Source organism: Luteibacter sp. SG786 (assembly GCF_011759605.1).
In the GTDB taxonomy this organism is placed as follows: Bacteria; Pseudomonadota; Gammaproteobacteria; order Xanthomonadales; family Rhodanobacteraceae; genus Luteibacter.
Genome location: NZ_JAAOYX010000001.1, coordinates 602,635 through 626,809, shown reverse-complemented (window position 1 = coordinate 626,809; position 24,175 = coordinate 602,635). Strand labels below are relative to the sequence as shown.

Annotated in this window: 16 protein-coding genes and 2 tRNA genes; 3 read left to right on the top strand and 15 right to left on the bottom strand. The window is 65.4% G+C overall.

All coding sequences use genetic code 11. The features are described from left to right. Positions 1-4: 4 nt before the first annotated feature. On the bottom strand, positions 5-1,906 hold the full coding sequence (gene thrS / locus FHS47_RS02690; protein WP_167022606.1) for a threonine--tRNA ligase: 1,902 nt from the start codon (positions 1,904-1,906) through the stop codon (positions 5-7). 235 nt (positions 1,907-2,141) lie between these two features. Here thrS and FHS47_RS02685 point away from each other — a divergent pair, with 235 nt between their 5' ends. Further along, a complete protein-coding gene (locus tag FHS47_RS02685; RefSeq protein ID WP_167022603.1) occupies positions 2,142-3,152 on the top strand; it encodes an NAD-dependent epimerase in 1,011 nt (336 codons plus the stop codon). A 110-nt stretch (positions 3,153-3,262) separates the two neighbouring features. Here the strand turns inward: FHS47_RS02685 and recD are convergent, their stop codons facing one another. The 7 genes from recD to uvrB form a co-directional block, all read right to left on the bottom strand. Then, a complete protein-coding gene (recD, locus tag FHS47_RS02680; RefSeq protein WP_167022600.1) occupies positions 3,263-5,137 on the bottom strand; it encodes an exodeoxyribonuclease V subunit alpha in 1,875 nt (624 codons plus the stop codon). Next, the gene (gene recB, locus FHS47_RS02675) at positions 5,134-8,781 is read right to left on the bottom strand and encodes an exodeoxyribonuclease V subunit beta (RefSeq protein WP_167022597.1); all 3,648 of its coding nucleotides are present in this window, start codon (positions 8,779-8,781) and stop codon (positions 5,134-5,136) included. The genes recD and recB overlap by 4 nt, the downstream gene beginning before the upstream one ends. Beyond that, on the bottom strand, positions 8,778-12,200 hold the full coding sequence (gene recC / locus FHS47_RS02670; RefSeq protein ID WP_343203519.1) for an exodeoxyribonuclease V subunit gamma: 3,423 nt from the start codon (positions 12,198-12,200) through the stop codon (positions 8,778-8,780). The genes recB and recC overlap by 4 nt, the downstream gene beginning before the upstream one ends. An 80-nt stretch (positions 12,201-12,280) precedes the next feature. Next, positions 12,281-13,459 (bottom strand): hypothetical protein, encoded by a 1,179-nt coding sequence (locus FHS47_RS02665; RefSeq protein ID WP_167022591.1) that lies wholly within the window; start codon positions 13,457-13,459, stop codon positions 12,281-12,283. A gap of 257 nt (positions 13,460-13,716) precedes the next feature. Continuing rightward, positions 13,717-14,136 (bottom strand): CopD family protein, encoded by a 420-nt coding sequence (locus FHS47_RS02660; RefSeq protein ID WP_167022588.1) that lies wholly within the window; start codon positions 14,134-14,136, stop codon positions 13,717-13,719. 113 nt (positions 14,137-14,249) lie between these two features. Continuing rightward, positions 14,250-14,324, bottom strand: a tRNA-Val gene (locus FHS47_RS02655). Between the two features lie 155 nt (positions 14,325-14,479). Then, a complete protein-coding gene (gene uvrB / locus FHS47_RS02650; protein WP_167022585.1) occupies positions 14,480-16,504 on the bottom strand; it encodes an excinuclease ABC subunit UvrB in 2,025 nt (674 codons plus the stop codon). A gap of 131 nt (positions 16,505-16,635) precedes the next feature. Here uvrB and FHS47_RS02645 point away from each other — a divergent pair, with 131 nt between their 5' ends. Continuing rightward, entirely contained in the window at positions 16,636-17,178 is a 543-nt protein-coding gene (locus FHS47_RS02645) for a GspH/FimT family pseudopilin (RefSeq protein WP_167027572.1), read from the top strand. Between the two features lie 47 nt (positions 17,179-17,225). Further along, positions 17,226-17,302 (top strand) — tRNA-Asn (locus FHS47_RS02640). A 54-nt stretch (positions 17,303-17,356) separates the two neighbouring features. Here the strand turns inward: FHS47_RS02640 and FHS47_RS02635 are convergent. The 7 genes from FHS47_RS02635 to FHS47_RS02605 all read right to left on the bottom strand — a co-directional run bounded on the left by FHS47_RS02635 (position 17,357) and on the right by FHS47_RS02605 (position 24,159). Next, on the bottom strand, positions 17,357-17,917 hold the full coding sequence (locus tag FHS47_RS02635; RefSeq protein ID WP_167022582.1) for a lipocalin family protein: 561 nt from the start codon (positions 17,915-17,917) through the stop codon (positions 17,357-17,359). Between the two features lie 28 nt (positions 17,918-17,945). Beyond that, positions 17,946-18,962 carry a cyclopropane-fatty-acyl-phospholipid synthase family protein gene (locus FHS47_RS02630; RefSeq protein WP_247741321.1) on the bottom strand — a complete coding sequence of 339 codons (1,017 nt, stop codon included), beginning with the start codon at positions 18,960-18,962 and terminating at the stop codon, positions 17,946-17,948. Between the two features lie 62 nt (positions 18,963-19,024). Continuing rightward, positions 19,025-19,807 carry a DUF1295 domain-containing protein gene (locus FHS47_RS02625; protein ID WP_167022576.1) on the bottom strand — a complete coding sequence of 261 codons (783 nt, stop codon included), beginning with the start codon at positions 19,805-19,807 and terminating at the stop codon, positions 19,025-19,027. A gap of 11 nt (positions 19,808-19,818) precedes the next feature. After that, positions 19,819-21,087, bottom strand: a complete 1,269-nt coding sequence (locus tag FHS47_RS02620; RefSeq protein ID WP_167022573.1) for a cyclopropane-fatty-acyl-phospholipid synthase family protein — start codon at positions 21,085-21,087, stop codon at positions 19,819-19,821. Between the two features lie 22 nt (positions 21,088-21,109). Continuing rightward, entirely contained in the window at positions 21,110-21,889 is a 780-nt protein-coding gene (locus tag FHS47_RS02615) for a DUF1365 domain-containing protein (protein ID WP_167022570.1), read from the bottom strand. Between the two features lie 17 nt (positions 21,890-21,906). Beyond that, positions 21,907-23,205, bottom strand: coding sequence for an FAD-dependent oxidoreductase (locus tag FHS47_RS02610; RefSeq protein ID WP_167022567.1), 1,299 nt, complete (start codon positions 23,203-23,205; stop codon positions 21,907-21,909). Positions 23,206-23,208: 3 nt separating this feature from the next. Further along, a complete protein-coding gene (locus FHS47_RS02605; protein WP_167022564.1) occupies positions 23,209-24,159 on the bottom strand; it encodes a fatty acid desaturase in 951 nt (316 codons plus the stop codon). Between the last annotated feature and the right edge of the window lie 16 nt (positions 24,160-24,175).

The following is a 24,175-nucleotide window of genomic DNA, read 5'->3' as shown; positions in this document are numbered from 1 at the left end:
CGGCCTAGCGGCGGGTCTCGGCTTCCAAACGTTGGACGAAGTCGGCCACCGGCATGCTGCCGAGGTCTTCGCCACCGCGGGTACGTACGGAAATGGTACCGGTCTCCCGCTCGCGGTCGCCGACCACGATGAGATAGGGGACCTTCTGCAACGTATGCTCGCGGATTTTATATCCGACCTTTTCGTTGCGCAAATCGGCTTCCACCCTGAAGCCTTGTCCGACAAGGGTTTGCACGATTTCACGCACATAATCGGCCTGGGCGTCGGTGATGCTGAACGCCACGGCCTGAATGGGGGCAAGCCAGGTGGGAAGCAAGCCCGCATGGTGCTCGATCAGGATGCCGATGAAGCGCTCCATGGAACCCACGATGGCCCGGTGCAGCATCACCGGATGCTGGCGCTGGCTGTGTTCGTCCACGTACTCGGCGCCCAGGCGCTCGGGCATCATGAAGTCCACCTGCATGGTGCCCACCTGCCAGGCGCGGCCGATGGAATCCTTCATGTGGTATTCGATCTTCGGGCCGTAGAAGGCGCCCTCGCCCGGCAGTTCCTCCCAGGCCACCCCGGCAGCCGACAGGGCGGCCCGCAGGGCGTGCTCGGCCTTGTCCCAGACCTCGTCCGAACCGATGCGCTTCTCCGGGCGCAGGGCGATCTTCATGGCGATGTCGTTGAACCCGAAGTCCTCGTACACCTTCATGGCCTGAGCGTGGAACGCCGCGACCTCCCCTTCGATCTGGGCGGGGGTGCAGAAGATGTGGCCGTCGTCCTGGGTGAAGGCGCGCACGCGCATGATGCCGTGCAGGGCACCCGACGGCTCGTTCCGGTGGCAGCCACCGAACTCGCCGTAGCGGATGGGCAGGTCGCGGTAACTGTGCAGGCTGGTGTTGAAGATCTGCACGTGGCCCGGGCAGTTCATCGGCTTCAGCGCATAGGTGCGCTTCTCCGATTCGGTGAAGAACATGTTTTCCTGGTAGTTGTCCCAATGGCCGGACTTCTTCCACAGGCTCACGTCCATGATCTGCGGGCCGCGCACTTCCTGATAGCCGCTCCTGCGGTACACACCGCGCACGTACTGTTCCACGGCCTGCCAGATGGCCCAGCCCTTCGGATGCCAGAACACCATGCCCGGGGCTTCTTCCTGCTGGTGGAACAGGTCGAGCTGCTTGCCGATGCGGCGATGGTCGCGCTTCTCGGCCTCTTCCAGCTGGAGCAGGTACGCCTTCAGGTCCTTGTCGTTGAGCCAGGCGGTGCCGTAGATACGCGTGAGCATCTCGTTGTTGGAATCGCCGCGCCAATAGGCCCCGGCCACCTTCATCAGCTTAAACGCGCGCAGCTTGCCCGTGTTGGACACGTGCGGGCCGCGGCAGAGGTCGGTGAACTCGCCCTGCGTGTAGAGCGACAGCTCCTCGTTGGCCGGAATGGACTCGATGATCTGCGCCTTGTATTCCTCGCCCATGTCGCGGAAGAAGCGGATGGCCTCGTCGCGGGTCTTCACCGAGCGCGTGACGGGGATCTGCTCCTTTACGATCTTCTCCATCTCGGCCTGAATGGCCTGGAGGTCGTCCGGCGTAAACGGGCGCTCGTACGCGAAGTCGTAATAGAAGCCGTTTTCCACGACGGGGCCGATGGTGACCTGCGCGCCGGGGAACAGGCGCTGCACGGCCTGGCCCAGCAGGTGGGCCGTGGAGTGGCGCAGGATGTCCAGCGCCTCGGGGCTCTTCTCGGTGACGATCTCCAGCGCGGCGTCACGATCGATGGTGTAGCTGGCATCCACCAGCTTGCCGTCCACCTTGCCGGCCAGGGTGGCCTTGGCGAGGCCGGCGCCGATCGAGGCGGCGACATCCTGCACGGTAACGGGGTGGTCGAACGGGCGCTGGCTGCCGTCGGGGAGCGTGATCTGGATCATGGGCGGTAGTCCGGACAAACAAAAAGGGCGCCAGGCGCCCTTCGGGTGACGAAGACGTGGCGGGGGATCAGGTTGGGAAGCGCGTAGTCCGCATGTCGCACACTCGGCCGGCGTTGCCGCGGGCCACCTCGTCCGTAACGTATATATTCCGCGAAAACTAGATCAGGGGCGCTGCCGTGTCAATCGGCACGTCCATTACAATAGGGAGCACCGCTCACATCCCCCGGTCATTCCCATGCGCATCCTGGTCACCGGCACCGCCGGTTTCATCGGTTCGGCCCTGACCGAGCGCCTGCTCGCCCGCGGCGATACCGTGCTCGGTTTCGACAACCACAACGATTACTACGATCCCGCCCTGAAGGAAGCCCGCCTGGCGCGTTTCGCCACACACCCGGCGTACACGCACGTGCGCGCCGACCTCGCCGAGCAGGCGGCGGTGGATGGCGCGTTCGCCGACTTCGAGCCCGAGCGCGTGGTCAACCTTGCCGCGCAGGCCGGTGTCCGTTATTCGATCACCCACCCGCGCGTCTACGTGCAGAGCAACCTGGTGGGTTTCGTGAACGTGCTCGAGGCCTGTCGCCGGCATGAGGTGGGGCACCTCGTGTACGCGTCGTCCAGTTCCGTGTACGGCGCCAATCGCAAGATGCCCTTCGCGGTGGAAGACGCCGTGGACCATCCCGTCAGCCTCTACGCGGCCACCAAGAAATCGAACGAGCTGATGGCCCATACCTACAGCCATCTCTTCGGGCTGCCGACGACCGGTCTGCGCTTCTTCACCGTCTACGGCCCCTGGGGACGTCCGGACATGTCGCCGATCCTGTTCGCGAGCCGGATCATGCGTGGCGAGCCGATCGACGTGTACAACCACGGCCAGCACAGCCGAGACTTCACCTATATCGACGACATCGTCGAAGGCGTGCTCCGCGCGCTGGACCACCCCGCCACACCGGACCCTTCCTACGATCCGGTCGCACCGAACCCGGGATCGTCCGCCGCGCCCTACCGTGTCTACAACATCGGTAACGACGAGCCGGTGCAGCTGCTCGATTTCATCGCGACGCTGGAAAAGCACCTCGGCCGCACGGTGGAGAAACGCCTGCTTCCCATGCAGCCCGGCGATGTGCCGGATACATGGGCGGATGTGTCGGCGCTGCGGCGAGACGTCGGCTATGCGCCCTCGACGTCGATCGACGAGGGGCTGGCGAAGTTTGCGGCGTGGTTCAAGGCGTTCTATTCCCACGCCTGACCGCTTGCGCTCGATGTGGGAGCCGCTTCAGCGGCGATGGCTGCTTGCCGCAAGCTTGCCCGCTGCCGCGGGATCGCCGGCGAAGCCGGCTCCCACAATCCTTCTAGCCGTCACAGCAACCGGCGCAGCAGGCCGGAGGCGCGTTGGGTCTTCCGCTGCACTGAGTAACCCAGGATGTCGGTGCCGGCCAACAGCGTGAACCACCGCCGCGCGCGCGTCACGCCCGTGTAGACCAGTTCGCGCGTGAGCACCGGCGACGGCTCCGGCGGAAGCGCCAACGCCGTGTGCTCGAACTCGGAGCCTTGCGACTTGTGCACGGTCATCGCGTACACCGTTTCCACGGCCGCAAGACGGCTCGGCACGACGAAGCGGATGCGTTCGCCGCCATGCTCGTCCATCACGGCGAAGGCGACGCGCAGCGCCATGCCACCCTGCCCGTCCGGCACCCACAGGGTCACGCCCACGTCGCCGTTCATGAGGCCCAGGGCGTAGTCGTTACGCGTGAGCATGACAGGACGGCCTTCGTACCAGCCGCCCGTCGCCTCGATAAGACCCCGATCGAGCAGTCCTTGTGCGATGCGGGTGTTCTGCGCCAGCACGCCGTGGTCGCCAAAGCGCGTGGCGCAGAGGAGCTGAAAACCCGCGTAGGCGCGCAGGGCGCCACGGCCCCACGCCGCGATCGCTGTGTCGTCGGCGCCGACCGGTGGACGCTCGCGTTCGATCCAGTCGAGATAGCGCCGATATCCCGGTGCGTCGTCACGACCCTCGATGGCGAGCGTGGCGATCGCCGCCGGCGTCGGCGTGCCGAGCACCACGTCGTCGAACGTGTCGAACGCCGAACGCGCTCGGGCGGCATCGCCCTCGTTGATCGCAGCGGCAAGCGCGCCGATGCCGCTATCGCTGCCGAAACGGCGACTGAAGCGCAGCATCGCCACGTGCTGGTCCAGTGCTGCGGCATCGTCGCCGTTCGTCCATGGCGTGACGTCCTCGCCGCAAACCGCATGCACCCAATCGCGGGTGGACGGATCGTAGTGACCGGCGTCGGCGCGGGCGCAGAGATCGCCGAGCACCGCGCCCGCTTCCACCGACGACAGCTGGTCCTTGTCGCCCAGCAACACGAGGCGCGCATCGGGTGGCAGCGCGTCGAGCGTCGCGGCCATCAATTCCAGATCGATCATCGACGCTTCGTCGATCACGAGCACGTCGAGGTGGAGCGGATTCTCCGCGTTGTGCCGGAAGGCGCGCGAGTCCGGGCGTGAGCCGAGCAAGCGATGGAGCGTGGTCACCTCCGCGGGGATGGCCTGCTTCACCGATGGATCCACCTGCAACTGGGCCACCTGCCCCGCGATGGACGCGTTGAGGCGCGCAGCGGCCTTACCCGTTGGCGCAGCGAGGCGGATACGCAGGCGACTGCCGCCGTCGCGCAACGCCAGTGTTTGCAAGAGACCGAGCAGGCGCACGACCGTGGTCGTCTTGCCGGTACCGGGCCCGCCCGTGATGACGGCGAAGCCGGAGCGCGCCGCGAGGGCGCACGCGATCTTCTGCCAATCCGGGCGCAACGCGTCCGCGGGGAAAAGGCGGGCGAGTTCCGCGCCGAGGCCTGCGTCGGCTTCGCGAACGCCCATGCGCTCCTGGATGGCTTGCGCTACGCGGGCCTCATCGCGCCAGAAGCGGCGCATGTAGAGCATGCCGTGCTCCATGACAAGCGGCGCGGCGGGGTCGCCCGAAGGGTCCGCTACCACCTTCGACGCGGAAAGGAAGGCGATCGGATCGCCGAGGTCCGGCTCCCGCTCGCGCAAGGTCTCCAGCGGCATGCAGATATGCCCTTCGCCCAGCTCATGGCTCAGCAATGCGGCAGCGACCTGCACGCGCGGATCGACCACCGGGTCCAGTTCGCGCAGGAAACGGGCGAAAGCGCGATCGACCGCCGCGATGCGGCCATCGGCGAGGGCCTGGTCGAGCCAGACGGCACTGTCGGCGATCATGCGGCCGCTCCTTCGAACAGGGCGTCCATGGCGTCGATCATCGCTTTTGGCGGCCGCTCCACGTGCACGCCGTGGCCACGGCCGTCCACACCGCGCAGGTAGAGGTAAACCGCGCCGCCTACATGGGTGTCGTAGTCGTAGGCATCGCCGAGCCGGCTGCGCAATTGCCGGTGCAGCGCCAGGAGATACAACGCGTACTGAAGCTCGTAACGCGCCTCGAGGATCGATCGCCGCATGGCGGCCGCGGTGTACGCGCGTTCGTCCGCGCCGAGCCAGTTCGACTTGTAGTCGACGACATACCAGCGTCCGTCATACTCGACGATCAGGTCGATGAAGCCCTTGAGCATGCCGTTGATCGTATCCGCCGCGAGGTGTGGCCTCGCCTCGGAACCCAGCGTGTGTTGGCGCACGATGCGATCCAGCGCCAGCGTGTCCACCTTGCGGGATTCGAAGAGAAATTCCAGTTCCGCGCGATAACGTGTGGGTTCGTCGAGGTCCGCGAGCGCGACGGCACTTCCTTCCGGCAAGGGCATCGGCGTGCGCAGCAGCATGATCAGCCAATCGGTCAGCAGGTCGATGTAGCGGGACCAGCCCCGCCGCTCGCATCGGCGCGCCACCGTGTCGCGCAGGCGGTCGCGATCGGAAGCGATGGCGGCGAACCCTTCCCCGGCGATCCATTCGAGTAGATCGTGCAGGAACGTGCCGGCTTCGGCGCCACGCTCGAAGGCGTGGATGCCCGTGACAGCCGGCGCTGGGTCGACGGGCTCGGTCGCATACTCGACGATGACGTCGTCGGTTGCCGTCTCCGGCGCTGCGATGTCTTCCGCATAGCGCAGACCGCTGTAGCTGGCGATGCGCCATGGCTCGGCGCGACCAATGGACGGTTCGCGTGCCGCCCGCGGCGCCTCTTCCCGCCCGGCCGGGACGTAACGATGCTCGTCCGGCGTGGGCATGTACTCCACGCGAATCGACGGAACATCGTTCGCGAGTTCGCGAAGCAGGCCCGCGATCGCACCGTTGCCGATCTCCTTGCCGCCGCCCAGCAGGTGGCCGAACGCGCTGCGGTGCACCTGCGGGGTGCGCGAGTTGTTGTGGCACACCGGCGCCACGCCGACATAGCAGGCATGCCGGGCGCGAGTCATGGCCACGTAGAGCAGGCGCAGGTCTTCCTGGAGTTCGGCCAGGTCGGCCGCTTCCTTGGCGCGCTCGGACGCCTCGCCACCTTTCGACTTGCTCACCAGCTCCAGCTGGCTACCCGTGCCGTCGTGGTAACGATAGGTGGCCTGCCCGGGATGGGTGCCGCCGCTGGCACACACGAAGGGCAGGAACACCAGCGGATATTCGAGACCCTTGGACTTGTGGATGGTCACGACCTTGACGACGTCGTCATCGCTTTCCAGCCGCACGAGCTGGTCGTCGCCGTGGTGGCCGGCGGTGTCCGCGATGCGTTCGGCGAGATGGCGGATGAGCGCCTGCTCGCCGTCGAGGGTGGACGCGGCGTGCTGCAACAGTTCGGCGAGGTGGAGCACATTGGTGAGCGCTCGCTCGCCCCCGGTGCGGCCCAGCAGACGCGCCGGCAGGTCGAAGCGATGCAGCAGGGAATGCAGCATCGCGAGCACGCCGGCCTGTTGCCATACCTGGCGCAGGGCGACGAACAGCTCGCCACGCCGCTCCCAATGGGTTTCGTCGGTATTCAACCGTTCCAGCTCCGCATACCCGAGATCGAGCGTGCGCGTGGCAAGCGCGGCGCGCATCGCGACATCGGATGCAGGCGAGGCCACCGCACGAAGCCATGCCAGCACGTCACCGGCCTCGACGCTCTCCAGCACGGAATCGCGGTCGGAAAGGAAAACGCTGCGCACGTGCCGTGCAGCCAGTGACGCACGCACCTGCGCCGCTTCGGCGCGGCTGCGCACCAGCACGGCGATATCGGCAGGCTTCAGAGGAACGACGCTGTGCGGTTCCTCCGCGAACCCGGTATCCCCGCGCGCGGCGCCCTCCAGCAATCGCACGATCTCGCTGGCGCAGGCATCCGCCATCTGCTCGCGATAGTGCCGCACGCCGACAGGCGCCTCGTCGTCGAGCAGCCAGAGGCGCAAGGCGGGCTGGTCCGCGCCACCGGCCACGAAGCGCTCCGCCCGCCCCTTGGCCTCGACGGGCACGAACGGCAGGCCACGCTGCGGAAAATGGAACGCGCCGTGGGGGTGCCGCTCCCCGTGCAGGAATACCGCATTCACTGCCTCCACCATGGCCTGCGTGGAGCGGAAGTTGGTGTCGAGGCTGTAATGCGGGGCACTTGCCTGCGCCCGCGCCGAAAGATAGGTGTGGATATCGGCACCGCGGAAGGCGTAGATCGCCTGCTTCGGATCGCCGATCAACAGCAATCCCACATCGGCCCCGCCGGCATAGACGCGACTGAAAATGCGGTACTGGACAGGGTCGGTGTCCTGGAACTCGTCGATCAGCGCCAGCGGGAACTGCCTGCGGATGGTTTCAGCCAGCACGTCGCCTGCGGGGCCGCCCAGTGCGGCATCCAGGCGTCGCAGCAGGTCGTCGAAACCGATCTGCGCGCGCCTGTGCTTCAGCATGGCGAAGCGCTCGCGCACGCGGGCCAGCGCATCGACCAGCAACGCATGGCGGATTTCCACCTTGCCTTCGGTTCCCGCTTGCCAGGCATCCAGGGCGGCAAAGGCCGGATGTTCGGGACGCGCCTTGCCCTTGCCGGTGGCATCGCCCAGGCGTGTGGCCGTGAAGCGCTGGAGTTCTTCTTCGCTCGCTTCGCCACCGAACGCCCAGCGGCGCAAGGGCGCGAGGTAACCCGACATGCGGTCGGGGCGATATCGGTTGTTGTTGAGTACCTTGGACGCGGAGGCATCCGTCAGCAGCGCTTCGATGCGGTCGACATCGGCGCGCCACGCCGAGGCGGCCTCCGCCAGCAGGCGCTCGTTCTGCGCTTCCCATGCTTCGCGTGCCGCAAGCAATGCCTGCGGATCGGTGACGGCGTCGAGGATCTGCCCGTCGACGCGCAGGGTCACGTCGCCGCCGTGAAAGAGCGGCTTGAGCGAGCGCAGCAGATCGTCGGGCGAACGCCATTCCTGGAGGACGGCTTCCGCCTGGCGCGGCGACAAGGGATAGAAAGCCTGGCGCCAGTAATCGCGCACGCAATCGGCCAGCAGCTCGCTTTCGTCGGGCTCCAGCGTGAGCGCGAAGGCATGGCCGCTGCCGAAGGCATGCTGCGTGAGCATGCGCTGGCTCCAGCCATGGATGGTGAAGATGGCGGCTTCGTCCATCCACTGTGCCGCCAGTTCAAGCCGCCGCGCGCAGTTCGCATGCGCGTCCGCCGGGTAGGCCGCGATCAGCTCCGCGAGGAACGGTTCCACGGATGCCGAGTTGCGGAAGGCCGTGGAGGCCTCGACAAGCCGCGCGCGGATGCGCTCGCGCAGCTCCTGCGTTGCCGCTTCGGTAAACGTGACCACGAGCAACTGTGGCGGCAGCAACGGCTGTGGCAAACCGTGGCCAAGCACGGCGCGCACGTAGAGCGCGGCGATAGTCCAGGTCTTGCCGGTGCCTGCGCTCGCTTCGATGAGGCGCACGCCGTGCAACGGCATGGATACCGGCTGCAGCGGTACGACGGCGGCGCTCATGCCGCCTCCACGCGCAGCGCGCCGAGGAAATCCGCGTAGGCGGGCAGCCAATCCACGAAGCTGCTTGCCAGCAGGGCTCCGAACTGCGGGAAGGCACGACGCAGGTATGCATCCTGGTCGACCTCGCCCGGAACGCGCGTACCGGGCGCCGCGGGGCCATAGGCGACACGCGCGGCCGTTTCGGCCTTGTCCTCGTCTGCTCCGAGCCACGCAAGCGCCGTGCGCACGGCGACGGGTAACGGACGACGCATGCCCTCGCGCCACATCCGCACCACGCGGAGCAGGAAACCGCGTGCAGCTTCACTGTCCAGCGGGGACATGACGATGGTGCTGTCCGGGCCGACATAGCGCGTTTCCACGGCGATCCCCGCAGCCTGCGCGACGAGATGCTCGACCCATGCCTCGACCAGACGATGTGCCGCGGGGCGCCCTTCCTTGTCGATGACGGCGGTGGGCGACGCACGCAACGACACCAGGCGCCCGCCGCCATCCATGCGCAAGCCGGCCAGCCAGTCCTCGATGACCAGGCCATCGATAGAGACGGCCAATTCGCGTTTGCCCGCATCCACCGGCCAGCGCGCGCGCTCGGCCGCGTACCGCGCATGCACGGCTATTGCACCCTCTTCCAGTGTGCGCCTCGCCATGCCTGCGAAGCCGCCCATGGGGAGCGCACCGCTGCGTTGCAGCCTTGCGCTTGCCCTTTCGATGGCCTGCACGGGATCGTCGCCCTCTTCACGCAACGCCGCCCGCAGCAGCGTGTCGGTCATTCCGTAGCGGTCGAGACCACCCAGGGAGAAGGGCTCGTTGTCTTCGCTCGCCGCCTCCGCCGCATCGAAGCGCACACCAAGCCGGGTATTGAAGAACTCGCGCACGGGATGACGCAGGAAACGGCGGAATGTGGCGATGGGTACCGGCCCCTCGACGAGCAGCGGATCGAGGACCGCGTCACTGTGCTCGTCGCGCGCGTCGTGCGCCACCCGCCACTCGCCCGCATAGGTGAAGAGGCGCGGATCGCCTTCCTGGAAATACGCCCGGCTGAACGGCTGCAGCGGGTGGGTCACCGTGAGGGTTGGCAGCACGTCGTCGCCGCCTTCGGTCCGCCACCCGGCGGCAAGATAGTCGCGCAGCTGGCCCACCAGTACCGACGGCGCGAGTTCCGCGTTGTCGCGCGCGCTCCGCCCTACCCAACCCACATGCAAGGCGTCGCGCGCCGAGAGAAGCGCCTCCAGGAACAGGTAGCGATCGTCCTCGCGGCGCGAGCGATCGCCCGGACGCCACGCACCCGATCGCGCCATCAAGTCGAAGTCCATCGGCGGCCGCGCACGAGGGTAGTCGCCGTCGTTCATGCCGAGCAGGCAGACGAGGCGGAACGGGATCGCGCGCATCGGCATCAGCGTGCCGAAGCTCACCGCACCGGCGAGGAATCGCTTCGAAAGGCCGCCCTCGTCGAACGGCGCCAGCCAGGCTTCGCGCACAACCTCCACCGGCAGCGGCTCGGCGAACGCGGCCTCGGCACAGGCACCATCCCACGTTTCCAGCGCATCCAGCAGACGCTCCTGGAGCATGCGGTCGTCCGGGCTCGACGGCGCGAACAGGTCGCGCAGGAGCGCGCGCAAGCGCTCGCCCCACGGCCCAGGCGACGCAGGTTCCGCCAGTCGACGCCAGTGCGTGCCGAGCGCGTCCAGCAGGTCGGCCAATGGCCCGACCAGACGCGCATCCAGACCGCCCACTTCGCCATAAGGCTCGATATCGCCCCAGGCCTCGCCCTGCCCCGCGGCGTACCCGAGCAACATGCGCCGCAGGCCGAAGATCCAGGTGTTCTGTTCCAGGGCGGGCAGGCCGAGCGAAGCGCGCTGCGCCGCATCCAGTCCCCAGCGCACGCCGGCGCCTTCGATCCAGCGATGCAGGAGCGGAAGATCGTCTTCGCCCAGGCCGAAGCGTTCGCGCACGGCCGGCACGTCGAGCAGGTCGGCCATGTCGCCCACACCGAAACGCGACTCGGGCAGTGCCAGCAGCATGTCCAGCGCCATGACCATCGGTGCCGTGCCACGCGCCGTGCGGTCGGCGATGCTGTATGGAATGAAGCGTGCGTCGTCGCGCGGCACACGGCCGAACACGGCATCGATGTGTGGCCCGTAGGTTTCGATGTCAGGCACCATCACGATGACGTCGCGGGGAAGGATAGGATCACCCTTGCGCGAGGACTCTTCGAAGCGCGCCAGCAACTGGTCGTGCAGTACTTCCACTTCGCGCTGCGGGCCGTGGGTGACATGGAAGGCGATGGACGTATCGCCCTCTTTCAACTCGTGTGGCGTCGCGGAGAGCGGCTCCAGATCGAGGATGGCCCCTTGCACCTGCCCAAGCAGCGTATCGGTGCGCGGCTCCGCGAACAGGTCGATACGCTGATCCCACGCGGTGAAGCGCTCGCGGTAAGTGTCCGGGTTGTCGAATTCGTCGAGCAGGCGGATGTAGTCGCGGCCCTGCTTGCCCCACGCCGCCAGCAGCGGATGGGCGTACATGTGCATGTCCTCTTCCGAGGGCAGCGCGGGCATGCCGGGCTTGGCCTGCTGGCGCCGACGCTCGGCACGCAGCAGTTCGCGATCGTCGACGATGTCCGCCCAGTAGTGCCGGCACGGATTCATCACCACCAGCAGCACCTGCGCCCAGCGGCCGAGCGCGGAAAGGGCTTCCAGCGTCTGCCGCGGCAACGAGGACATGCCGAAAACCACGATGCGCCTGGGAAGCGCCTTCGGACGCTCGGTGGCACCGGCCACGGCGGCGAGGAAGCGCTCGTGCACAGCCGCCCGGTGGCCATGGGCATCCTCGTCGCCCACATCAGCCAGGAGGCGCCGCCACAACTCGGCCTGCCAGAGATCGGCCTCGGAGAGGGCCGGCGCGCCACCGCGCGCGTCGCGCATCACGTTGCGCGATGCCGCCCAGTCGTCGAGCCAGTCGGCGCGATAGACCTGGTACTGGTCGTACAGATCGGCAAGGCGCTCGGCCAGTTGGTGGCGCTTGCGCGCATCGGACCCGTCGCCGAGGAACGCCGCCAGGGGCTCGAACCCGGGCTCATGCGAAACGGCAGGCAGCAGCCGCATCAGGCGCCACACCAGCCGCGACTTGTCGAAGGGCGATTCCTGCGGCACCGCGTCGCGCCCCAGCACCGCGCGATAGGCTTCCCAGAGAAAACGGCCCGGCAACTCCACATCCACTGCCGCGGCGATGCCCAACCCGCCCTCGTCGCGCCCCCGGGCGAGCGCCATGCGGAACCACTGCGCAATGCCGTTGGACTGCACGAGCACGCGCTCGTCTTCCAGCGGACGCAAAGGCGTGCGCGCCAGCCAGCCGACCAGCACGTCGCGCAGTTCTTCGAGGCGGTTGCCGTGCAGGACCATCAGGCCCGGCACGATGGTGTCCACGTCGCTCAACCGATGGCTCCAGGATGGAAGGGCGGGGTCAAATCATCGCCGATCCGTGCCTCCCTGGGTTAGATTTCGCCTTATCCCACGAGACGGCCGATTACGCTGCCTGAGAAATCCTCGGCGACGAAAACGATGTTTACATCACCCTGAATCACGGCAGCCGGGCACCCGAAGTAATCTTCGTTTACAACCCGTCCCTGTTCTCCGAACGCTTCGTCGAAGATCCCGTTGGGTAGAAGCCTCGCGATTACCAGGGCGGGGGGTACCTGTTCAAGGATTCGGGACCCGGCAACCACGGATCGGCTGCCAGCGTCGACCGCCAATGTGGTACACACTTGGGGAAGAAGCTCTGATTTGAGGAGTTGCCCTCCATTGAATTCTGGGTCCGGCCTTCCCCAGTAGTCAAACCTCATGAGTGCCGACTCGGTCTTACTATCCGCAATAAAGAAAGCCAACTGAACCAGCGCGAGGTACTTGTCGTCGTACAGGCGTTTGATCTGCTTACAATTAGCCTTTGAATTGCCGGCAAGGATCCAGCCGATAAATGCGCCGTCCTTCCCACCGCGAGGAAGGAATCGATCTACAACACCTATCTGAGCTCCACTATGACCCGAGGCGAGTATCTGGCTCTCCCTGTCGACTTCGAGTCCTAATATGTTTATCCCTTGCGTTGCTATCTCAACATATCCGCCGTCTCCAAAGTTCGCGTCGAGACTTCCGCTGTCATCGATTTTGATCAAGTAGCTTGAGTGTCGGGATATCTTTCGAGAATCCCAGATATCAGTGGCAAAGTACGCACCTCCGGAGGGGTGATTGAAGGCCAGATTCCGGCCAGTGGCAGGAGGCCACCCTCCATAAGGAGGTCGGATAGCTCCAATTGGTAAGAGATAAATCGCCACGCCGTTGCCACTCCCGCCAAAATCCAGATCTAGCGATCCGTTGGCCAGGATGCGAGTAGCCGCTGGCATGTAGTAGCGCAGCCCACTACCTCCTTCGTCCACGAGGGCATTTCCCACTACGATGATCCCACTGCTGGAAATGAAAACGCCGGCGGCCGGAAAATCCGAACCCTCGTCGGATATGGTTGGGAGCTGACATAGGCCCCCATCCCCAAACGTGTCGTCAGGCTCCCCATTGAAAAGCAGCCTGAAAACAAACGAGTGGCCCGTAGGCGGAGACATTCCATACCCAATGATCCTGCCCTCCAGGTCGATGGCAATACCTGAGACAACGAGGGCGGTGCCTTCGGGGTCCATGACCCGAACCAGCCCAGAATCGCCAAAAGTGAGATCCAGATCTCCCGCAGATCTACGAGACCAACGCCCTGAATTGCTCATATTGCCTCCATTCGAATGAGCGCCGGTTGATCCTAAACCGGCTATGGCGAATGCCTGGTCGAAACATCGATGGCTGGGACGATAGGAAGTTATTCCTGCGTGCGAGGGACTACAAGTATTTCAATGGTTGTAGTTGCATTGACCCATTTTCGGCCACGCGACGACGCGGTGAGAATTCAGAACGGCTTTGCGATGACCAGGAACACGATGGCAATCAGCACCAGAACCGGCAGCTCGTTGAGGATGCGCAGGGTCTTCGCCCGGGGCAGCGCGCCGCCGGCGATGCTCCGCTTCAGCAGGCGCCCGGTCCAGATGAAATAAGCGAGCATGAGGACCACCAGCGCGATCTTGGCGTGCAGCCAGCCACCGGTCACGTGGAAGTAGAGCCACAGCACGAGGCCGAAGATGAAAGCGAGGCCGAACATGTTGTGGCCGAACTTGTAGAGGCGTCGCCCCATGAGTTCAAGGCGCGCCTTCACCGCCGGCTCGGCACCCGCTTCGACGATATTCACCAGGATGCGGGGCAGGTAGAACACCGTGGCCATCCAGGCGATGACGAACACGATGTGCAGGGACTTGGTCACAAGGTAGGCCACCGGCAGCGCTCCGTCAGGGAAACGCCGAGTTTAGCCCACGGTGCGACGGGCACAAAAAAAGGAGCCCGGGGCTCCTTTTTTGCGGTCTTCGTGCCACTCCCTTAAAAGGAAAGTGGTGGGCGGTACAAGGATCGAACTTGTGACCCCTACCATGTCAAGGTAGTGCTCTACCGCTGAGCTAACCGCCCGAAGAGCTGCGCAGTTTAGCGGGCGTCGGCGGGGGGCGCAAGGGGGCGCAGATGGCTGGCGACCGCCGGAAGCTTGAGTCACTGGGCCCCTGCCTCCGCAGGAGCGACGGGTGGGCCCGAGTCGCTGGGCCCCTGCCTTCGCAGGGGCGACTGCCTCAGCGCAGGGCCCTTTCGCGCAGGCGGTGGATTTCGTCGCGGAGCTTGCCGGCCTCCTCGAACTCCAGGTTCTGGGCATGCTTGTACATGCGGGCCTCGAGTTTCTTGATCGTCGAGCCAACCTGCTCCGGACTCAGCGCGCCGTAGTCCGTGGCCTCCTCGGCAACCTTCTTCGTCTCCTTGCCCTTCCTGCCCTTGCCACCCCGCGAACCCACGTCGGCGCGTGCGCCTTCCATGATGTCGGCGATGCGGCGGACCACTGTCTTCGGGGTGATGCCGTGCGCCGCGTTGTACTCCACCTGCTTCTCGCGGCGGCGGGCCGTCTCGTCCATGGCTTCTTTCATCGAGCCCGTGATCTCGTCGGCGTAAAGAATGGCCTTGCCGCGCACGTTGCGGGCCGCACGGCCGATCGTCTGGATGAGCGACCGGGTGGAACGCAGGAAGCCTTCCTTGTCGGCGTCGAGCACCGCCACGAGCGACACCTCGGGCATGTCGAGGCCTTCGCGCAGGAGGTTGATGCCCACCAGCACGTCGAACTCACCCAGGCGCAGGTCGCGAATGATCTCCGTGCGCTCGACCGTGTCGATGTCGGCGTGCAGGTAGCGCACCTTCACGTCGTGCTCGGAGAGGTAATCGGTGAGGTTTTCCGCCATGCGCTTCGTCAGCGTCGTAACCAGCACGCGGTCGCCCATGGCCACACGCTTGTGTATCTCGCCAAGCAGGTCGTCCACCTGGGTGCGCACCGGGCGCACTTCCACCTCGGGATCGATGAGCCCCGTGGGACGCACGACGAGTTCCACCACGTTGTCGTCCGAGCGCTCCAGCTCGTACTTCGCCGGGGTGGCGGACACGTAGATGGCGCGCGGCGCGCGGCGCTCCCATTCCTCGAAGCGCAGGGGCCGATTGTCCATCGCGGAGGGCAGACGGAAACCGAATTCCACCAGCGTTTCCTTGCGCGAGCGGTCGCCCTTGTACATGGCACCCAGCTGCGGAACGGTCACGTGCGATTCGTCCACCACCATCAGGGCGTCCGGTGGTAGGTAGTCGAACAGTGTCGGCGGCGGTTCGCCCGGGCCGCGGCGGGTCATGTGGCGCGAGTAGTTCTCGATACCCTGGCAGAAGCCCACTTCGGCCATCATTTCCAGATCGAAGCGGGTGCGCTGCTCCAGACGCTGCGCCTCCACCAGCTTGTTGTCGCGGTACAGCTGCTCCAGGCGTTCGGACAGCTCGATCTTGATCGTCTCCATCGCGTTCAACACGCTCTGGCGCGTGCTCGCGTAATGCGTCTTCGGATACACGGTGTAGCGCGGCACCTTGCGCAGCACCTCGCCGGTGAGCGGATCGAACAGCGACAGGTTCTCCACGTCGCCGTCGAACAGCTCGATGCGAAGCGCCTCGGACTCCGACTCGGCGGGGAACACATCGATCACTTCACCGCGCACGCGATAGGTACCGCGCCGCAGTTCCATCTCGTTGCGCACGTACTGCAATTCGGTGAGCTGGCGGATCAGCGCGCGCTGCTCGATATGCTCGCCTCGCGAGAGGATGAGGCGAAGGCTCATGTAGTCCTCAGGATCGCCCAGGCCATAGATGGCCGAGACCGTGGCGACGATCAGCGAGTCGCGCCGGGACAGCAGCGCCTTCGTGGCGGCCAGCCGCATCTGCTCGATGTGGTCGTTGATGCTCGAATCCTTTTCGATGAAGGTATCCGAGGCAACCACGTAGGCTTCCGGCTGGTAATAGTCGTAGTAGCTGACGAAGTACTCCACCGCGTTGTGCGGGAAGAATTCCTTGAACTCGCCATAGAGCTGCGCCGCGAGGGTCTTGTTCGGCGCCAGGACGATGGTGGGCTTCTGGATCTTCTCGATCACGTTCGCGATCGTGAAGGTCTTGCCGGAGCCGGTCACGCCGAGCAGGGTCTGCGCGGCCAGGCCGGCCTCGAAGCCCTCGGCGAGGCGGGTGATGGCCTCGGGCTGGTCGCCGGAGGGCTTGTACGGGGAAACGAGCTGGAAGCGATCGGTCATGGCTGACGATATGCTGGTTCGGAGGTCGAGTTTAAAGCGCTGGCGCCTACGTGCTGTGATGTAGGGCACCGACAGGCCGATCGTATTCGTCCCAGACATGGTTGGTGGCCCTGTCGCTGCCCTCTTGGCCCATGCGTTCACGCCCTTCGCCCGGCTTCACCTTCACGGAACTCATGGCGGTGCTGGCGATTGCCGCGACCGCCGCGGCACTCGCTCTGCCCGCCATGAACGAGGCCATTGCCCGCTATCGCCTCGGAGCGGCCACGGACCACCTGCTCGACACCCTGCGCCACGCCCGGTCGGCCGCACTGTGGCGGGATACCGGCGTCCGCGTGTGCCCCGGCCGCGGCGGTCTCGAATGCGCTCCGGCGGCCGATTGGGCCGCGGGCTGGACGGCTCGCGAGTTCGACGAGGGTAAAACGGGGAGCATCCTCGTGTCGGCGCAACCCCTGCCGGGAAATCTGCGTGTCATCCGGTCGCCCGGACGGCATGAGTTCCATTTCACCCGCCACGGCGCGGCGTACGGCACGAACCAGCGCATCGTGCTCTGCGTGGCGTCGCGTCCCGCCACGGCCCGTGCCGTGGTCGTCGGCAATGCCGGCCTGGTCCATAGGGACCCCGTTCGGCCGGACGAAGCAGCCGTGTGCGCCGCGGCCTCCCTGCGGCGGCGTTAACGACGCTTGACAGCCCCCTGCCAGTTCCACAAAATACGTGGCTCCCCGCCCGAATAGCTCAGCCGGTTAGAGCACTTGACTGTTAATCAGGGGGTCGTTGGTTCGAGTCCAACTTCGGGCGCCAAATTCGGAAAAACCAGCAAGCGATTGCTGGTTTTTTTGTTTTCGGCCACCCCTCTCACCGGGCGCCCGTTCCGAGATCGGTCCCACGCGGCCTCTGCGGCACCTTGCGGATCTTGTCCATCGGATAGCCCAGGGCCTTCACCTTGCCCAGCAGTGCGGCATAGTCCGCCTCGGAAATCGTTGGCGTACGCGCCATCACCCAGACGTAATCGCGCGCGTCCCGGGCCACGATCACCTGGCTGTAGTCGTCCTTGAGGTAGGCAACGACATATTGTGCTTTCAGGGGCCAGAACACCCGCACTCCCCACACCGCGTTATCGGTGCCCGGCTTCACGATCCCGGTGGTGCGGAACTCTTTCAACTTGCCATCGAAGCTGCCCTTGCGGAAATGGAACAAGGTCGCGACCTCGCCATTAGGCTTCAGCGTGTAGGTTTCGACGGCATCGTATGCGTCTTTCTCGAAACGCGTGGGAATGGCGGCGATCACGTACCAGCTACCCATGTAACGATGCAGGTCGACGTGGGCCACCGGGTCGATCGGCGGCAATTTGGTCGCGCACGCACTGGTGTTGATCATCACGGCGCACGCCAGCAGCAGGGCCTGGGGCAGTTTCATGGCGGATTCCTATGGGGTGGGAATGGACTCAGGGCCGCACGAAGCGGTAATGCGCAACCAGCCACTCCTGGCCGTCGGCGTATCCGAACAACTCGGCGCACGACATCCAGAACATGCGCCAGCGCTGAAACCACAGCGATGCCGACTTCGCACCGTAGGCCTGGCTCAGCACATGCATGACCTGCTCGCGCCGGGCGTCCTGATTCGCGAGCCAATGGTTGGCGGTGCGTTGGTAATGCGTACCGTCGACATGCCAACGCTGCTCGATGTGCAAGGCAGACTGGAACCACAGCAGCGTGTCCGATGCCGGCATCAAGCCACCGGTGAAGAAGTGGCGGCCCATCCAGTTGTCGTCGCCCTGGGTCTCGAACGGGTACATCAGGGTCCTGTGCGCAAAGATGTGCACGAACAGTTTTCCGCCAGGCCGCAGCCATAAGGCGATGCGTTTCATGAGCGTGTCGTAGTTGCGCATGTGCTCGAACATCTCGACGGACACGCAGCGGTCGAACTGGGCGGGATCGAGCTCCAGGGTATTCACGTCGCAGGTGACGACCCGCACATTCGCCAGACCCCGCGCGCGACACTGCCCTTCGATGTGTTCACGTTGCGAACTCGAGTTGGACACCGCCGTGATCCGGGCATGGGGATAGCGCTGTGCCATCCACAACGTCAGGGAACCCCAGCCGCAACCCAGTTCCAGGATGGACTGGCCATCCGCGAGCTCGGCGCGCTCGCCGTACAGATCAAGCATGGCCTCCTCCGCCTCATCCAGCGTTTCGTCGCCGTGCGGGTAATAGCACCCCGAGTATTTCAGGCGCTTGCCCAGACAAAGCTCGAAGAATGCGGGCGGCAACTCGTAATGCTGCGCATTGGCCTCGTCGGTATGGATCGCCAGCGGACTGTTCCGCAACATCGAGATCCGCTCGGCATAGCGAGCCGCCTGCCCGTCCACCCCGCCTGACCGCTCGTCGCGCAGCCGTTGCGCGCAGAGACGTCGAATCCCCTGGCGCAGGAGGGCATCCGGAAGATGGCCGCGTTCGGCCATGCCGAGCAGGCCGGTGGCCGGTCGCTCGTTCGGCTGTTCGTGGGAAGCGGGGTTGGCGACGTTCATTGTTCCGACCTCTTGGGAAACCAGGGAATCAGCATCGGTGTGCTGCGCTGGTAGTCGCGGTACTCGTCGCCACGACTGCGCAACGCCTGCGCTTCGGTGTACGGCACCCCACTGATCCAGCGCAGGAAGACATACATCACCAACGGGCCGGACCACGCCAGCCAGAAGAAAGGCGAGCCGACCGCAAGGAAGACGTAGGCGAACCAGTGCAGCCACTCGAAAAAATAGTTCGGGTGGCGTGAGTACCGCCACAGGCCCCGACGGCAGGTACGCCCCTTGTTCGCCGGGTCCGCGCGAAAACGTGCCAGCTGCCCATCGGCTACCGACTCGCCGACCACACTGAGCACCCAGACGGCAGCACCTGCCGCCAGCCATGGGAGGGACGTCTGCGGGTTCCCTGCCACCGCGGCGAAAGGCAGCGCGAAGAGCACGATCAGCAACGCCTGGAACTGGAAGAAGGCGAAGAACTTCCATTGCACGCCATTCCAGTGCGTACGGAGGTGCTTGTAGCGACCGTCCTCCGGTTCACCACGCACGCGCTTCCACAGATGGCGGGCCAGGCGCATACCCCACGCGCCGCCGAGGATCGCCAGCACTGCCCGGGTCACCGGCGCACCGCTGCCGGAGAGCGCCATGAACACGGCGCCGGCACCTACGCCTGCTGCCCAGAGCACGTCGACGATACCGGCATTGGAGCGACTGCGCTGCCACTGCCAACCGAGGGTCATGACCGTCGCCGCCGACAGCCACAGAATCAGACATTGCCACCCGATGCTCATGGGAACGCCCCTTATCCGAGGTCGCGCGCGGCCGGACGGTGGCCGTGCTTGGCCAACAGCAGATGGGCCACGCCGATCGAGCGCTCCCGGAACCCGCCTTCGCAATAGGACAGATAGAACTCCCAGAGGCGGATGAACCTTTCGTCGAACCCTTGCGACCGAACCTGCGTCAGCTTCGCCATGAAGCGCTCTCGCCATGCCTTCAGGGTGAGTGCGTAAGAACCGCCGAAGTCCTCCATCCGGATCAGCGCCAGGTCGCTGGCACGGGTCTTCGCCGCCATCAACGCACTGATCGACGGAATGAAGCTGCCGGGGAACACGTGGCGCTTGATGAAGTCGACCGACGTCAGGGCCTGCTCGTAGCGGTGGTCCTCGATCGTGATCGCCTGCACCAGCGCCAGCCCATCGGGCTTGAGCAAGTGACCGAGCTTCTCGAAATAGGTATCCAGATACTGCGCACCGATCGCCTCCACCATCTCGATCGAGACGAGCTTGTCGTACTGGCCCTCGAGGTCCCGATAGTCCTGGAGCAACAATTGGACATGCGCCTCCACGCCCGCCTCCGCGACGCGCTTACTGGCAAACGCAAACTGCTCGCGAGAGATCGTCGTCGTGGTGACATGGCATCCATAGTGCCTGGCGGCATACAGCGCGAAGCCGCCCCAGCCGGTGCCAATTTCGATCACCCGATCGGTGGGCTTCAGGTCGAGCTTGCGGCAGATCTGTTCGAGCTTGCGTGCCGAGGCCGTGTCCAGCGTATCGGCGGGATCGTCCCAGATAGCCGAGCTGTACATCAGATCCTGCGAGAGGAACAAGGCGAAGAAATCGTTGCCCAGATCGTAGTGCGCAGAGATATTGCGCCGACTGCCGTTGCGCGTGTTGCGGCGAAGCGCATGCCAGGCGCGCAGGGCCACGGCGCCCAGTTGCGCCAGCCCGCCTTCCATGCCGTCGAGGAGATCGCGATTGCGGACAAGCAGCTGAATCAGGCCCACCAGGTTGTCGCAACTCCATTGCCCGTCCATATAGGACTCGCCAGCACCGACGCTGCCACGACGGGCAACGGCGCGATAGAAGGCGGGGTCCTTCACTTGAAGACGGATCTGCAGATCGGTTTGGACACCCGCGGGGTCGCCAAACTCCACCGAACCGCAGGCGTCGTGAAGCACGAGACGGCCATGGCGCAGCCCGCGCATGCGGCCGAGCAACTGCCGGCGCAGGAAGCGGTCAAGGGCGCCGAACGGGGCGGCTTCCTGCGCAACGGGCGTGGCAATCTCGTTCATGGCAAACCTCGGGAAAGCAATGTCATTCGGGACCACGCGCATGCAGCGCGGGGTGATCGTGGACCGGATTCCGTTTCACCCAGAGCCGAAGCGCCTGCCAGTGGATCGCCCCGACCACCTGCGCGGTCATCAAGGGGTAGCGCCAGAGCACGCGCGCCAGCGATCCGCGGGAGAGTGCGCGCCGTTCGAGGCTCAATGTGGCATCGAACTCTCGGCGTCCTTCGCGCAGCACATTCATGTGCACCCGCAAGTGCTCGTCCGGCATGTTGAGCCGCCAGTCGTACTCGCAGTCCATTGCCATGAAAGGCGAGACGTGAAACGTCTTGGAAAAATGCCAGTGCAGTGCGCCATCCCGATCGATGGCGCCGTCGACCGGCAGTACATACGCGTGGCGTTCCTTCCAGGGGGTATTCGTAATCTCGGCCAGCACCGCGACCAGGGTCTGGCCATCCTCGGCGAAGCAGTAGTAAAAGCTGACCGGATTGAAGACCAACCCGAAGTAGCGCAGGTGAGTCAGCAGACGAATCGGCCCCATCGGTCGCCGACCGGTGGCCTGTTCGACGCGACGGCGCACGGCCTCGGCCAGTGGCAGATCATCGGGGCCGAGGTAATCGCTGCGACGGAACTGTGCCACGTTGGCGTGCGTGGCCGACCACAACCAGCGTCCGCGGAAGACGTGCTCGACCTCGTCGAGATCCAGATAGAGCTGCGCCATGCGATAGGTGAAAGCGTGCGGATGCGGCGCATGGCGACGATGTCGCACGACGCCCTCATAAAGGGCGCTCGCCCATGGGAGCTTCATACTGGCGGGCTTCGCTGTCACGCCGCCGCCTCCAGCCCGTGTGCTTCCCTCACGGCGCCGGCCGTCGTGCCGGACGGCCAGCGGACGCCCAACGCAGCCGCCACCTCGACCGCGCTGCGCATACCGTCCTCGTGGAATCCCCAGCCCCAGTAAGCGCCGGCAAACCAGGTACCACTTTTGCCCTGGATCTCAGCTTTGCGCGACTGCGCATGTACCGAGGCACGCGTGTATACCGGGTGGTGGTAGCGCATGCGTGCCAGTACCTTGTCAGGCGCTATGGCCTCGCTTCGGTTCAGCGTGACGATGAACGGTTCCGTCGAGTCGATCCCCTGCAGAAGGTTCATGCAATAGCTCACCTTGCAGGCGGCTCCGGCATCGCGCGGCACCCAGGCATTCCACGCCGCCCAAGCCTTGCGCCGACGAGGCAAAACGCGGGTGTCGGTATGCAGCACCGTGTCGTTCGCCTGATAGGTCATCGCGCCCAGGATCGATTGCTCAAGCTCGCTCGCGTCGGACAGCACGCGCAGCGCCTGGTCGCTGTGGCAGGCCAGCACCACCTGGTCGAAATGCTCGTCGCCGGCGGCGCTCTGAATGCAAACGCGGCCGTGGTCGCGACGGACCGAGAACACCCGGCAGTTCAGTCGTTCGTGAACAGACCAGCGCGCCCGCAGCGCCGCCACGTAGGTCGAAGATCCACCCTGCACAACGCGCCATGGCGGGCGCCCGCTGACCTGCAGCATCTGGTGGTTGGCCATGAACTGCACGAGGTAGCGTGCCGGGAACTGGAGAATCTGCGTCGCCGGCGATGACCACAGCGCGGACGCCATCGGAATCAGATGCTCATCGCGAAACGCCGTGCCGTACCGATCCTGCTCCAGGTAGGCACCCAGCGTGACCGTGTCGTCCTGTTGCGACAGAAGCGCCGGTGCCTCGCGGTAGAACCGCATCAGGTCACGAACCATTCCCAGGAAGCGCGGCGAGAGCAGATTCCGCCGTTGGCAGAATAGCGAGTCCAGCGTGCTTGCGTTGTATTCCAGACCACTGGCCTCGCTATGCACCGAGAAACTCATCGTGGTCGGCTGCGACGCCACGCCCAGCTCGGCAAACATGCGTGTCAACAACGGATAATGATCCGGGTTATGCACGATGAAGCCGCTGTCGACCCGGTAACGGCGGCCGTTCTGCTCAACGTCATGCGTATGCGTATGACCACCGAGATAGCTGCCGGCCTCGAACAGCGTCACGTCGTGCCTGCGCGACAGCAACCATGCCGAGGCCAGCCCGGCGATGCCCGATCCCACCACGGCGATACGCATGATTCAGCTCCCCGCCCTGGCCAGAACCCAGGCCGGTACCGGCTTGAGTCCGCGCACCAACCCAAGGGCCGACATCAACTTCAGGCCGTACCACGTGAGATCCACTTCCCACCAGCGGAAGCCCTGGCGGCAGGATCCGGGAAAAAAGTGATGGTTGTTGTGCCAACCCTCGCCAAAGGTCAGCAGCGCCAGCCAAAGGTTATTGCGGCTGTCGTCCCTCGTTTCGAAGCGACGCTTGCCGAAGCGATGCGCCAGGGAGTTGATCGTCACGGTGGCGTGGAAAAGCACAACCGTGGAAATGAAAAACCCCCAGACGAGCATCTGCCCCCCGCTGGTCCCGAGCTGCGGAGCGACGCGATGGAGCAGGACGCCGAGCGCGTAGAGACCCACGGCCAGCCCGACGGGAACGGCGATGTCGAATCGGTCCAGCCAACGCAGCTCCGGATATTTCGCCAGGTCGGGCACGCGAGACAGATCGGTGCGGAAGTTTCGCGGCGTAAGGAACCAAGCCACATGGCTCCACACGAAGCCGTGCACGCCAGGCGAATGGGGATCGAGCGCGGTATCGGCGTGCCGATGGTGGTGGCGGTGATGCGCCGCCCACCAAAGCGGCCCGCGCTGCACGCAGGAGGCGCCTATCAAGGCGAACGCGAACTGCACGCCTCGCGACGTCTGGAACGTGCGATGCGAAAAATAACGATGGTAGAACCCGGTGATGGCGAACATCCGAACCGCGTAAAGCAGCGCCGCGACGATCAGGGCAACGGGCGACGCACCCACCCAGATGACACCGGCACAGGCGAGGTGCATCGCCAGAAAAGGAGCCGCTCGCAGCCAGTCGACGCGGTCGGCACGCGGATCGTCCGCCGGCAGCGCGACCGCGCCGGCGTCGAACCACTGGCGCAACCGCCGTAGCGACGGCATGGGGCTTGGGGTTTTCGGAGCAGTGTCCATCGCGATTCCTGTGCGC